The sequence below is a fragment of the Novosphingobium sp. genome (genome assembly GCF_030696665.1).
Classification (GTDB): domain Bacteria; phylum Pseudomonadota; class Alphaproteobacteria; order Sphingomonadales; family Sphingomonadaceae; genus Novosphingobium.
In genome coordinates this window covers 1-12,808 of record NZ_JAUYRV010000012.1, presented here as the reverse complement: position 1 = coordinate 12,808, position 12,808 = coordinate 1, and the positions used below count along the sequence as shown (strand labels likewise).

The 12,808-nt window shown below is 59.9% G+C and carries 11 protein-coding genes; 5 read left to right on the top strand and 6 right to left on the bottom strand.

The window, feature by feature from the left end; genetic code table 11:
• The first annotated feature begins 67 nt into the window (after nt 1–67).
• On the top strand, nt 68–457 hold the full coding sequence (locus Q8R81_RS02550) for a hypothetical protein (RefSeq protein ID WP_305615863.1): 390 nt from the start codon (nt 68–70) through the stop codon (nt 455–457).
• A 79-nt stretch (nt 458–536) separates the two neighbouring features.
• Complete coding sequence (locus Q8R81_RS02545; protein ID WP_305615862.1) at nt 537–1,025, top strand: DUF2326 domain-containing protein; 489 nt, start codon at nt 537–539, stop codon at nt 1,023–1,025.
• Here the strand turns inward: Q8R81_RS02545 and Q8R81_RS02540 are convergent.
• Complete coding sequence (locus Q8R81_RS02540; RefSeq protein WP_305615861.1) at nt 1,014–2,093, bottom strand: IS630 family transposase; 1,080 nt, start codon at nt 2,091–2,093, stop codon at nt 1,014–1,016. The two genes, Q8R81_RS02545 and Q8R81_RS02540, sit on opposite strands and share 12 nt — an antisense overlap.
• Between Q8R81_RS02540 and Q8R81_RS18350 the strand changes: the two genes are divergently transcribed.
• A complete protein-coding gene (locus tag Q8R81_RS18350) occupies nt 2,004–2,336 on the top strand; it encodes a DUF2326 domain-containing protein (RefSeq protein WP_371135294.1) in 333 nt (110 codons plus the stop codon). The genes Q8R81_RS02540 and Q8R81_RS18350 overlap by 90 nt on opposite strands.
• An 857-nt stretch (nt 2,337–3,193) precedes the next feature.
• Nucleotides 3,194–3,478: a hypothetical protein gene (locus Q8R81_RS02530; RefSeq protein WP_305615860.1), complete on the top strand. Its 285-nt coding sequence runs from the start codon at nt 3,194–3,196 to the stop codon at nt 3,476–3,478.
• Between the two features lie 101 nt (nt 3,479–3,579).
• Here Q8R81_RS02530 and Q8R81_RS02525 read toward each other — a convergent pair whose 3' ends face one another.
• Genes Q8R81_RS02525 through Q8R81_RS02515 form a run of 3 tightly spaced genes read right to left on the bottom strand, consistent with a single transcriptional unit; the run spans nt 3,580 to nt 8,613 of the window.
• Nucleotides 3,580–5,340: an acyl-CoA dehydrogenase gene (locus tag Q8R81_RS02525; RefSeq protein ID WP_305615858.1), complete on the bottom strand. Its 1,761-nt coding sequence runs from the start codon at nt 5,338–5,340 to the stop codon at nt 3,580–3,582.
• Between the two features lie 26 nt (nt 5,341–5,366).
• Nucleotides 5,367–6,548 (bottom strand): beta-ketothiolase BktB, encoded by a 1,182-nt coding sequence (gene bktB, locus Q8R81_RS02520; protein WP_305615856.1) that lies wholly within the window; start codon nt 6,546–6,548, stop codon nt 5,367–5,369.
• Nucleotides 6,549–6,570: 22 nt separating this feature from the next.
• Entirely contained in the window at nt 6,571–8,613 is a 2,043-nt protein-coding gene (locus Q8R81_RS02515; RefSeq protein ID WP_305615854.1) for a 3-hydroxyacyl-CoA dehydrogenase NAD-binding domain-containing protein, read from the bottom strand.
• Between the two features lie 164 nt (nt 8,614–8,777).
• Between Q8R81_RS02515 and Q8R81_RS02510 the strand changes: the two genes are divergently transcribed.
• Complete coding sequence (locus tag Q8R81_RS02510) at nt 8,778–10,016, top strand: TetR/AcrR family transcriptional regulator (protein ID WP_305615852.1); 1,239 nt, start codon at nt 8,778–8,780, stop codon at nt 10,014–10,016.
• Between the two features lie 69 nt (nt 10,017–10,085).
• Here Q8R81_RS02510 and Q8R81_RS02505 read toward each other — a convergent pair whose 3' ends face one another.
• Nucleotides 10,086–10,475, bottom strand: coding sequence for a carboxymuconolactone decarboxylase family protein (locus Q8R81_RS02505; protein WP_305615850.1), 390 nt, complete (start codon nt 10,473–10,475; stop codon nt 10,086–10,088).
• 96 nt (nt 10,476–10,571) lie between these two features.
• Nucleotides 10,572–12,644: a TonB-dependent receptor gene (locus tag Q8R81_RS02500; RefSeq protein WP_305615848.1), complete on the bottom strand. Its 2,073-nt coding sequence runs from the start codon at nt 12,642–12,644 to the stop codon at nt 10,572–10,574.
• Nucleotides 12,645–12,808: the final 164 nt, after the last annotated feature.

Here is a 12,808-nt window from a genome sequence, read left to right as displayed (position 1 = left end):
ATTCCCGACATCGTGGCGCGCGGCGAGTTGAGGCCGCTACGCGATCCTGGTGCCACAGGTATCGACGATGCTTGAAGCCCCTTATGTAGGTTTTCTGTTCCGTTGCTACTCAAACCCCGTCATCTATATGCTCGAGGGCGTAGCTGGAACAGCGGTAACCACGCTGCGCATCGTCGAAGGTATCCGTGACCAGATGGCTCGAGCAAAGCACAGAATGCGTGCCGAATTACCCCGGCTCTACAGTCAGGAGCTTCTCAACAATCTGTTCCGGCATCCTTACACACGCATCGAATACGTCCAGCGCGATCTGGGGCTGAAGGCCCGTCAGACCGCAGCAAAATACCTGGACACACTGACGGAGCATGGGTTCGTGGTGAAGCAGCGCGCCGGCAAGCATAGCTACTATATCAATACCGAGCTCGTCCGACTGTTCCTTGAGGTGTCAGAAGAAGGATAGCCTGGACAGCGTTATGGTCTCCTTTCAGCTATGAACGGTTGTGGGGAAACTTGCAAAGTGATGCCGCCGCCGACAGCTCATGGGTATCCTGCAATCTGGCGGCGCGCTGGAGCATTATGCGGCGCTCCAGCAGGAAGCCGGTCGCGCAGAGGCGGACGCCGAAGGGCTGAGGCAGCGACTCACGACAGCGGAACAGATCGAAAGCACGAAAGCGGAACTCGACATTGAACGCGCCCGGCTCCTGAAGACACTTCAGGACGACCATCATGAGCGCGAGGCCATCATCGAAGAAGCAATCCTCGTATTCGAGGATCTGTCCAACGCACTCTACGAGAAGGCCGGTAGCCTGACGGTCAGCGCAACGCCCAACGGTCCTCAAGTCGATATTCGTATTGATGCCCAGCGCAGCAAGGGCATCACAAACATGCAAATATTCTGCTTCAACCTAATGCTAGCCGAACTGACTGCCCGCCGGGGTATGGGGCCGGGTTTACTCGTCCACGACAGCCATTTGTTTGATGGCGTTGATGAGCGTCAGGTAGCCAAGGCTTTACAGCTAGTGGATTGATTCCAACGTTTGGTGCCCTCGACGGACAGCGGCGATAATTTGGTTGGGATCGGCTTTCCAGACGAAGGGGCGCGGCTCTTGGTTGTGCTCCTTGATGAAGCGATTGATTGCGGCTTGCAGGTCGACGACCGAGTGGAAGATGCCGATTTTCAGCCTTCGCCGTGTTAACTTTGCAAAGAACCCTTCGACTGCGTTCAGCCACGAGCAGGACGTCGGGACGAAGTGGAATGTCCATCGCGGATGCCTCGCCAGCCATGCACGGACTTTGGGTTGCTTGTGCGTGGCGTAATTATCCAGGATGACATGGATGGACTTGTCAGCGGGCATTTCGGACTCGATGGCGTTCAGGAAGCGGATGAATTCTTGATGCCGGTGGCGCTGCATGTTGCGCCCGATCACGGTTCCATCCAGCACATTGAGCGCGGCAAAGAGGGTCGTAGTACCGTTGCGTTTGTAGTCATGCGTCATGGTCGCCCCGCGACCACGCTTGAGCGGCAAGCCCGGTTGCGTGCGATCGAGCGCCTGAATTTGGCTCTTTTCATCGACCGATAGCACGATGGCATGGGCTGGTGGCGAGACGTAGAGCCCGACGACATCGTGAAGCTTCTCGGCGAAGGCCTTGTCATTGGAAAGCTTGAAACTGCGCCAGCGATGCGGCGCAAGGCCGTGATCGTGCCAGATCTTCACGATTGATGATGCGGCGACCCCAACAGCCTTGGCCATTGCGCGAACCGTCCAATGCGTGGCTTCGTGCTCCGGCGGTTCCAGCGTCAGTTTTACGACCTGATCTACCACGGACTGATCGAGCGGCGCGATCCCCGGGGGCCGGGTCTTGTCTCGCAGCAGACCATCGACACCTTCGGCCATGAAGCGCTCTTGCCAGCGCCACACGCAGGGCTTGGATTTGCCCGTCGCCACCATGATCGCCTGCGTGCCAAGGCCTTGGACTGTAAGCAGAATGATCCGCGCCCGCCAAACATGCTTCTGCGCCGAACCGCGCGCCGCAACAATTGCCTCAAGCCGTTTAACGTCCCGCTCTGTGACTTCAATCTCGATACCCGTTCGCATGCAGCAACATCGCATGACCACCGCCGCAGGGGAATCCCAAATCAGGAATCAACTGTCTCAATCAGTCCACTAGGCGCTGACCATGCCGCCGCAGTCGGATTTCAATATATCGTAACCATGAACTCGGATGCATTGCCGACGGACGGATTTCGCGACGGCTTTGATGTTGGTGCTTATGTGCTCGATACAAAGCTGACCGACGCAACTGAAACCGGCGGGTTATTCGGGCTCCGCTTTAACTGAATAACACCGCTTCTTAGGCTGAAGATCACAATATCGGTCTCACGTAAGTGGGAACCACATGCAAACCGATAGGCCTCGCATCGCTTCCTTCAACCGTCGCGTTGGCAACGGGGATTCCCGACCAATATTGGACTGCTCCGCGAACGTCCGGAAGTGATAGAACCCGCCAATCGGACACTCCGATGGAACTAACGCCAATGCGCCCTCATCTTAGCGAAAGGGACGATTCACGCCACGGATGAATGCTGCCTCCGTTTGGATTTTGGATAAACTAGGCGACATTGAATTTATATTGTTGATAAAGCGCATGACCTATTGGTCTATTCGCGGGCGGCGCCAAACTTGTGGCAGGGTTGACCGATGGGGAAAACAGAGATGAAGCTGGAGACCTTGCTGCGACGACGCGAGCCGGACCTAGCGCTCGTGATCGGCAACGGCATCAATCGCCCCGCCAATGCTGCTGCGGTCAACAATTGAGACGCTTTGCTGATAAGCATAGTGCGTGACTGCATCTCTGGCGTCGCGACCGTTCCTCCGGGAACTGCGCTAACTGCATTTTATGACGTCGTCGAACTCAAGTCGCTTGGCCGCACCGGCGCGATGCAGGCCGAGTGCTGCAAGTCTATGTCCGACTGGCTTCCGTTTCCTCACCACCGGCGGATCATGGAATAGGCGCTCAGCCATCGCGCGCCGGTTCTCACCACCAATTTCGACTACGTGCTGAGTCAGGCGGCCGGCTGCAACTTCCAGTTCCCGCGCGATCCAAAGTTCACCGCCTTCTATCCCTGGGCTGCCACTTCGCGCGGCACGAGATTGACGATCCATGCGCCGACTTCGGCATATGGCACATCAACGGGATGGCGAAGTATAAGACCAGCATCCGCCTCGGTCTGAGCCACTATATGGGATCGGTGCGCCGCGCCGGCGGATGGCTTCACGGTCGCAGCGACGAAAACCCGTTTCGTGCCAAGAACCGCCGCGAATGGCAGGGCGCCCGAACTTGGCTGCACCTACTCTTTAACAAGCCACTGCTGTTCGTCGGCCTCGGGCTGGCCGAAAACGAGGTGTTCCTGCGCTGGCTGCTGATCGAGCAGGCCAAGTACTTCCGCACCTTTTTCGATCGCGCACACGATGCCTGGTAAGTCTATGTCGATGATCCAACTGACGAGCGGCAGGCGGGTAAGCACTTCTTCTTGGAGTCATACCCTCTCGAACAAGTTTTGATTTGTGGCAGTGAAAATCATCAAAGGTAATCGACTGCCGCTTTCGTCAGGTCGTAGTCGTCCTTGACCGGTGCCAGCCATGAGCTGACTTTCGGCAATTCGTAGCTGTAGAAGTAGTCGCAGGCGGCAATCTTGCCTTGCGCGACATTCAGGGGTTCACCGCTTAAGCGGGGCAAGGCACCTGTCGCCGTGACCGCCAAGTCAAGCCACAGCCAGCCCATCACCGCATGACCAAAGCCGAACAGGAACGACGTCGCATCGTCGAGCACACGCGCGGAAGGTCGCTGCCTGACCAGCTGGATGGTGCTGTCGATCTCGCGCCATGTGGCGCGCAACTGCATGGCCAGAGCGCTTAGTCCCGCTTGGCCGCGAGCGGCCTCGATCGTGGCAGCGATGCGGCCCCGCAGAATTTCCAGCGCCTTGCCATCGCGCAGAATCTTGCGTCCCAGCAGGTCCATTCCCTGAATGCCGGTGGTGCCTTCGTGGATCGGGTTTAGGCGGTTGTCGCGATAGAGTTGTTCGACATCGAAATCGCGCGTGTAGCCATATCCGCCGTGGACCTGAATCGCCAGATCGTTGGCCGCCAGCCCGAACTCCGACGGCCATGTCTTTGTAACGGGCGTCAACAACGACAGCAGCGCGGCATTATCGGCATCTTCGTCCTGATCCACTAGCATCGCGCTATACATGCACAGAGCCAGCGCGCCTTCGGCGTAGCATTTCTGCGCCATCAACATCCGGCGAACATCGGCGTGCTGGACGATCGGCGTTTGTGGGCCATCGGGCCGCGTGCGCCCCTGACCCCGGTCCTTGGCATAGGCCAGCGCGTGCTGATACCCGCGATAGCCTAATGCCGCCGCGCCAAAGCCCACGCTGATCCGCGCTTCGTTCATCATCATGAACATCTGCCGCAGGCCATCGCCCACCGAACCGACCAACCACCCCGTCGCGCCGCCATTCTCACCGAAGTTGAGCAGGCAATTTGACGTGCCGCGATAGCCCATCTTGTGATTGAGGCCTGCAACGACCACGTCGTTGCGGCTGCCATCGGGCAAAGTGCGCGGAACAAGGAACAGCGAAATGCCCGCCGTTCCGCTCGGCAGCTTGCCATCGGCGTCGGGCACCTTCGCCAGTACCAGATGGACGATGTTTTCAGAGATGTCCTGATCGCCGCCCGAAATCCACATCTTGTTGCCGACAAGGCGATAGCGCGCGCCCAGGTCGTCCTGCCCATCCAGCACCGCCCGCGTCTGGACGTCGCCAAGATTCGATCCGGCCTGCGGCTCCGACAGGCACATCGTCCCGAACCAGCGCCCCTCGATCTGCGGCAAGGCAAACGTCTCGATCTGCGCCGGAGAGCCAAACGCCGCGATCAGGCGGGCATTGGCCCCCGTCAGCATGATATATGCCGATGTCGAGATATTGGCCGCTGCAAAATAGGCGTAGGACGTTGCTGACACCGTAAACGGCAGTCCGAACCCGCCCAGATCGACCGGGAAGCTGGCCGAAAACAGCCCCAATTCCGCATATTGCCGCAAAGCATCGCCAATTGCAGGAAGCACATGCACGCCATCGGCATCTAGGGTCGGCTCGATGCTGTCGCAGGCCTTGTAATGGGGCAGGAACACATCTGCCGCCAACCGTTCCGAAAGATCGAGCACCGCGCCGATCGTCTCGCGATTGTGATCGGCAAACTTTCCATGTTCGAGCAGGCCTTCCAGCCCGAGCCAGTCAAACAGCAGGAAGTCCACATCGGCACGGCGAAGCAGGAGATGGGTCATCATAGTCTACCTTACACAGTGCCGTATCAGGCACGTTCCCAGATCGCTGCGATACCCTGACCGCCGCCGATACACATCGTCGTCAGCCCGTAACGGCCGGACGTCCGCTGAAGTTCGTAAGCCAGCTTCGTCGTGATGATCGCGCCCGTCGCGCCTACCGGATGGCCGAGCGAAATGCCGCTGCCGTTGGGATTGACCTTCGCCGGATCGAAACCCAGTTCGCGCGCAACCGCACAAGCCTGCGCCGCGAAGGCTTCGTTCGATTCAATCACGTCCATATCTGCAATCGTCAACCCGGCGCGCTCCATCGCGATCCGCGATGCCGGAACCGGACCAATACCCATAAAGGCCGGGTCAACGCCGGCGTGACCATAGGACACGAGCCGGGCAAGCGGCTTCAGGCCAAACTGCTTCACCGCATCGCCGCTGGCCAGAATCACCGCCGCTGCGGCGTCGTTGATGCCCGAAGCATTGCCAGCCGTGACCGTACCACCATCGCGCTTGAACACCGGCTTCAACTTGGAGAAATCGCCGATCGCCGCGTCCATGCGGACATATTCGTCCGTGGCGAAATGGACCACGCCCTTGCGCGTCTTGATCTCGACCGAGACGATCTGATCCACGAAATAGCCGTTTTCGATGGCATGGGCGGCCCGCTGCTGGCTTTCCAGTGCCAGCGCGTCCTGCTCCTCGCGGCTGATCCCATACTGATCCGCCAGATTTTCAGCGGTAACGCCCATCAGGATGTCGTTGAACGGATCGGTCAGCGCGCCATTCAGACCATCGACGAGCACGGTGTTGCCCATCTTGTGGCCCCACCGTACCGCCGGAGCAAAGAAGGCCGCGCGGCTCATCACATCGACGCCGCCCGCAAGCGCAATGCCGCAATCGCCCGCCATGATCGACTGCGCGGCAGACAGGATCGCCTGAAGCCCTGATCCGCACAAGCGGTTCACGGTCATCGCCGGTGTTTCCTTGGGCACGCCAGCGCCCATCGCCGCAATGCGCGCGACATAGGCATCGCGCGGTTCGGTAATCACCACGCTGCCAAACACGACGTTGCCGACCTGTTCAGGCGCAATGCCCGCGCGCTCGATCGCCGCGCGGGCCGGGATCGCGGCCAGTTCGCCGGGCTTCTGGTCCTTGAGCGTCCCGCCAAAGCTGCCAATTGCGGTGCGCGCCGCCGAAACGAGGAAGATGTCAGTCATGCGTGTATTCTCCTGATCCGGATCAGACATTCGGATCGGCAAAGCGTTTGCCCTGCGCGGCAAGCTCGACCAGCAACGGCGCAGGCTCCCATGCCCAGCCGTTGCGCCCCGCTGCCAGCGCGCGAATTTTCTCCAGCACGGTCGCCAGCCCGATCTCGTCGGCCTGAAACATCGGGCCACCGCGTTCGCGGGCAAAGCCATAGCCGTTGAGATAGATCATATCGACGTCCACCGGACGATAGGCGATGCCCTCGCCCACGATCCGTGCGCCCTCATTGATCAACGCCAGCAGGCAGCGATCGACGATCTCGGCATCCTCGATCAGCCGCCGCTCGACACCGATTTCCTGCGAATAGGCCACGATCAGGTCATCGATCAAAGGATCAGCAACAGCGGTGCGGCCGTCGGGATATTGGTATATCCCCCTGCCCACCTTTTGGCCGAACCGGCCCAATTCGCAGACGCGGTCGGGAATGCCGGAATAAGGACGATCGGGCTGTTCCACCGCGCGCCGCTTGCGGATTGCCCAGCCAATGTCCTGCCCGGCCAGATCAAGCACGCGGAGCGGCCCCATCGCCATGCCCCAGCGCTCCATCGCGCGATCCACGCCTTGCGGAAGCGCGCCTTCCTCCAGCAGGAAGTAGGCTTGGCGCAAGTATTCCTCGAACATGCGATTGCCGATGAAGCCATCGCATACGCCCGAAACGACACCGACTTTGCCGACACGCTTGGCAAAAGCCATCGCGGTGGCAAGCACGTCCGGCCCTGTCGCTGCGCCCCGCACAACTTCCAGCAAGCGCATGATGTTGGCAGGCGAAAAGAAATGCAGCCCGACCACGCGCGAAGGATCGGCCACGAACGCGGCAATCGCGTCAAGGTCCAGCGTCGAAGTGTTGCTGGCCAGAATGGTATCAGGACGCACGATCCGGTCGAGCGCGGTAAACACCTGCTCCTTGGCCGCCAGATCCTCGAACACCGCCTCAATCACCAGATCCACATCGCCCAGCGCCTCAAGCCCCGCCGCCATCGACAGCGCGGCGATCCGGGACTCGGCCACCGTTTGCGTGATGCGGCCCTTTGCGGCATCACGTTCAACCGCCTTTGCTGCGGTTTCGCGCGATTTCTCGCGGGCATCGTCGCGGGTTTCAACAACGATCACGGACAGCCCGGCGTTGAGCAGCGCAATGGCAATGCCCGTGCCCATCAGGCCGCCGCCCACGATACCCACTTTGGCGACAGGGCGCGCCTTCACGTCACGCGCCAAGCCTGGAATCCGCGAAACCTTGCGTTCGCCAAAAAAGGCGTGCTGCAGCGCGCGCGCCGCCTCGGTCGTGCGCAATTCGCTGAACAGAGCAGTTTCGACAGCGCAGCCTGCCGCGAAATCGGGCGTGATCGCCGCGACGCTATCGATGATCCGCGCAGGCGCCGTGCTCAACGCAGCGACAGGAAGCCGCGCACGCGCCTCGGCAACGGCCTCGGCCAGATCAGCGGGGACCGGCAAGGCACCGGTGCGACGAATGGGTGGACGGCCGGCGCTGGCGGCAAGTTCTCGCGCGGCAGCGGCTACATCACCATCGACCACCTCGTCGACCACGCCAAGCGCCAAAGCCTGGCCAGCATCAATCATGCGCCCGCCGGTCATCATCGCCAGCGCCTCACGCGCGCCCATCAATCGGGGCAACCGCTGTGTACCACCAGCACCGGGCAGAATGCCCAGCGTCACTTCGGGCAAGGCAAAGCGCGCGCTGGCATCGGCAATACGGTAATGGCAGGCGAGCGCCGTCTCCAGTCCGCCGCCAAGGCACACGCCAGTGATGGCAGCGATCACCGGTTTCGAGCAGGCTTCGATCCGGTCCAGCACCAAAGGATGCCAAGGCTCACCCATATCGTCAGCCGCAAATTCGGCAATGTCCGCGCCGGCTGAAAACACCGAACCTGCACCACGCAGGACGATGGCCTCCACCGCAGGATCGGCATCCGCAGCTTCTATAGCAGCCAGCAGATGTCGGCGCAGCCCTGCGCCGAGCGCGTTGACGGGGGGGGTGTCGAGGATAATTTCGCTCACTTTACCTGACTGCGGTTCGGTCACGACCTTTGGCCCTCATCCATTTATAAACTGTACGATCATTCAAATATATTTCCGCGTTTGTCCTGTCAAGCGGGTGGCCTCTGAATCTTGACGGCCTGCGCGATCTGCCCCAAGCTGTACGTACCCGGATATTTGGAGACATGATGCGCGCCGACAGCAAGGGCGAACGGACGAGAAACGCGCTGATCGATGCGGCCATCCAGGTCGTGGCTTCGGAGGGCCTGTCCGCCTTAAGTTACCGCAAGGTGGCGGCCACTGCGGAAGTCAGCCTCGCGCTCGTCAATTATCACTTCCCGGCGAAATCCGAACTGGTTGCGAGCCTTTCCGCGACCGTGCTGCGCACTTACGCAGAATCGATCGAAAGAACGATCGACCGCGTCAATGCCGGCACCGCGATGACGTTCGACAGCATCGCGCGCCAGTTGCTGCGCAATGCGATCACACGCGATCGGAACCGCACCCTGGCGTGGGCCGAAGTCGTACTGGAAGCAGCACGCCGTCCCCAAAGCCTGACCCTGGCGCGCGAATGGGATAGCGAGTTGCAGCGGTTGTGGACGGCGCTGGCCGCAGCCACAGGGCACGATCCTTCGCCCGTGGCCGTCCGATCGGAAGTAGACCTGCTGACCGGATTGTTGTTTCTGTGCATTGCCCTTCAAGTGGACGGGAGCAGCCTGACCGACACGCTGGAAGGCACGCCACCCGATTACCCGGTTCAGATGTCACCGCGTGGCCCGCAGACGCTAAGCCCGCGTAAATCCGGCCCGAAAGCGACTGAAACCAGAGCAAGGATCGTCGAATCCGTCATCGCGATCCTGAAGGAGCAAGGCGCAAGCGCGATCAGTTTTCGCGCCATTGCCGAGCGCGCCAATCTTAGCCCCGCCGCGCCAAGCTATTACTTCGCGAGCATCGCTGACCTTCTCTCCCACTCGCAGAACACCCTGACAGAACGATCCCGCACGCGATACCGCGAGGTGATGCGGATCGCAGACCGCAGCGACCTGACCCAGACGCAGGTGATCGACCTGACGACCACGATTTTCGTGCGGGAAGCCACCGAATCCTGTTCGGAAAACCTAGTGTTCTTCGCCAATTGGCTGGAGGCTGCACGCCGCCCCGAATTGCGGCCGGTGATCCGGTCGTTCGTGGACAACCAGATCGCAGCCTGGCAACGGGTGCTGCCCATGCAAGATGGAGCTGCCTGCCCAAAGCGTTCGGGGCTGCTGTCGATGACGCTATTTCTGGGCAAGCTTCTCAGGATTGTTTCGACGGGATCGGTCACCGCCGACCTTGTCCAATCGCGAAACGAATTCCTGTACGCTCTTGAGGCTATCGCCGCTGGCGTACCGGGATCGTGCTTCAGTCGCAGCGCAGGCGGGTGATCGACAACCGGTGACCAAAGATAAGACAGGATTGGCCAGCCAGACCCAGAGGATTGGTTGATCAGCCCATCAACGTATGTCCGCATCAAGTTCGCCAACCACCTTGCGCAACGACGCTATCGCCTGATTGGCGGCGGGAAAGCCGGCATAAACGGCTGACTGCAAAACCATTTCCTGGAGCTCCGTCACGGTCAGGCCATTGTTAAGCCCCCCCCTGAGGTGAACCGCCAATTCGTCAACTTTTCCCAGTGCGATCAACATGCCGATGGTCAAGATGGACCGCGCACGCAAATCCAGCCCCGGCCGGGTCCACACTTCCCCCCAGGCAAAGTCCGTCACCAGTTCCTGCAAGGGCCGCGACAAGACATCCGCGCCATCGAACGATGTCCTGACCCGGTCTTCGCCGACCACCTGACGGCGAATTTTCAGCCCTTCCGATCGACGCAAATCGTTCGTCATCGATAAACTCTCGAATGTTGAACAGGTATTAAGGGGAGTAGCGGCAGCCACTCCCCTTGCGTAACCAACCGCAGATCGCGGCAGCGCCCGCGAAGATCAGAAGCGAAGCGTCGCTTCGGCTCCGTACTGGCGCGGAACACCACGCAGCATGTAGTTGAAGCCCAGCGCGCTTTCGAGCGAGAGGCCATAACCGATATACTTTTCGTTGAAGAGATTTTTGCCATAGACCGCAACCGACCAACGGTCGGTGTCAAACGAAACCCGCCCATTCACCAGCCAGAAGGGCTTCTGCGAAATGTTCTCCGTGTTGTACACATCGTAGAACGTCCGCGAGCTGTAATTGGCATTCAGGTTGACGTTGAGTTTGCCGCTGTCGGTCTTGAACAGCACCACATCGCTATTCAGGTTCAGCTTGTATTTGGCAGAATTGATGATCTGGTTTCCGGCGACCGAGATGCCTGCAACCGTACCCTCCTTGTATTTCGGATCAACCGCGCTGGCGCTAACTGTGAGCGTCACCTCCTCGACCGGGCGGGCAACCACCTGCGCCTCGACCCCGCGGATTCGGGACCGATCAATCGAACGCAGCGGGAATGTCTGCACACCAGCCACCACTTCAGATGCCTGGATCTGCTGGTTCTTGTACCCCGTTGTGAAGGCCGACAAGTTGATTGTCAGCTTGCGATCGAGTAGCGTGGTCTTGGCACCTATTTCGAAGGCTTCGGCCTTTTCCGGCGGTGCGACGTTGACTTCGAGCGGAGAAGTCAGCGCGCTGCCATTGACCGCCCCAGTGCGATATCCCTGCTTGAACGACGCGTAAAGCAGCACATCGCTGCTCGCCTTCCAGTCTATGCCCGCTTCGAAGGAGGTATTGTTGAACGTGTTACGACGGTTCTCGCCCACGAAGATCGGGATCGAGAGCGGTGCCGATGTATCGCCGCTATAGGCGCTGTAATTAGTGACGACGAGCTTGTCATAGCTCTGGCGGACGCCACCGGAAATGGTCAGCTCTGGCAGTATCTTGAACTCGCCGCGCAAAAAGCCAGAATAGCTGGTGCGGTTTTGATCGAAACTGTCGATGGTGTTCAGACCGGTGCCATTCGGCGTGAGGCCGAAATCGCAATCGGACCCGCAGCGTGGATCCGTATAATAGTCGAGACGTTGCGCAAAGTGAATCTTGTCCGATCCGAAGAACACACCGCCCTGCCAATTGAAGGGGCCGTCATAACGCGTGGCGACGCGCAATTCCTGAACGAACTGGTGCCCCTTGCTGCGCAAGTCGGTCGCATAGACGTTGACCGGCAAGCCATCGGCATCGGCCAGATCGTTCCAGTGGCCCTTATCGTAAGTGGTGACAGAAGTGAACTGATAGAAATCGGAAGCCTGCCAGTGCATCAGCAGGTTCACGCCATCGGACTGAATATCGCGGTTCGGCGTGGTATCGGTCGCCGATTCATAGAAGCCAACACCCTGATGCAGCGCGCCCGGAATGGCCGCAAGCGTGGGAACGGCACTGAGATCAACCGCGCCGGGGCCGTTGGTATAGTTCCGGCCGCCGCTGTGCACATGATAGAGCCGCAGGGTGGCGTCGAAATCCGCACTGGGCTTGAATAACAAGCTGCCGCGGATTGCAAAAAGATCGGTTTGAGCAAGGTTCTTCAGGCCTGGCGCAAGTTGCTTGATCGTGCCATCATCCTTTGTGTAGGTGAACGCGATACGCGCGCTGAGCACATCGGAGACGAGCGGGGTCTGGATCGCGCCGCGCGCGGTGAACGTGTTGAAGTTGCCGTAACCGGCAGTGAGATAACCTTCGTTATCGAAGTCAGGCGCCTTGGTGATGATATTGACAGCACCGCCGGTGGCGTTTTTACCATAAAGCGTGCCCTGCGGGCCACTGAGCACCTCGACGCGCTCGACATCGAACACCGGCATCAATTCGAATACCTGGAAGCCGCGAATGCCTTCGTCGATATAAATGGCAATCGGCTTGCTCTGGTTGTGCGAAGCGTCGGTTGAGGAAATGCCGCGGATCGTGTAATTCTGCGGGCCGCCATCACCGTAAGGCGACGCTACCTGAACCGACGGAGCCACACCGATCACCTGGGCGATCGACGTAATGCTTCGCGCCTGAAGTTCTTTCGACCCGACGGCCGTGATTGACGCAGGCACGTCCTGCAATTTTTGCTCGCGGCTGTAGCGCGACGATTACGGAGTCCGGTCGGCGTCAATTATGATGGCCGATAGGTGGCCGCGCCGGTTGGTGAGTTCTGGCTACCATTTGCTGTTGCGGGGAGCAACCGGCGAGCGAAAACGACAACGCTGGGTAATTGTCG

Coding starts and splice junctions, on each gene's coding strand:
- Q8R81_RS02505 (WP_305615850.1), bottom strand. CDS start 10,475: ATGACGAACGATTTGCGTCGATCGGAAGGGCTGAAAATTCGCCGTCAG.
- Q8R81_RS02530 (WP_305615860.1), top strand. CDS start 3,194: ATGGCGAAGTATAAGACCAGCATCCGCCTCGGTCTGAGCCACTATATG.
- Q8R81_RS02510 (WP_305615852.1), top strand. CDS start 8,778: ATGATGCGCGCCGACAGCAAGGGCGAACGGACGAGAAACGCGCTGATC.
- Q8R81_RS02540 (WP_305615861.1), bottom strand. CDS start 2,093: ATGCGAACGGGTATCGAGATTGAAGTCACAGAGCGGGACGTTAAACGG.
- Q8R81_RS02525 (WP_305615858.1), bottom strand. CDS start 5,340: ATGACCCATCTCCTGCTTCGCCGTGCCGATGTGGACTTCCTGCTGTTT.
- Q8R81_RS02550 (WP_305615863.1), top strand. CDS start 68: ATGCTTGAAGCCCCTTATGTAGGTTTTCTGTTCCGTTGCTACTCAAAC.
- Q8R81_RS02545 (WP_305615862.1), top strand. CDS start 537: ATGGGTATCCTGCAATCTGGCGGCGCGCTGGAGCATTATGCGGCGCTC.
- bktB (WP_305615856.1), bottom strand. CDS start 6,548: ATGACTGACATCTTCCTCGTTTCGGCGGCGCGCACCGCAATTGGCAGC.
- Q8R81_RS18350 (WP_371135294.1), top strand. CDS start 2,004: ATGCTTCTGCGCCGAACCGCGCGCCGCAACAATTGCCTCAAGCCGTTT.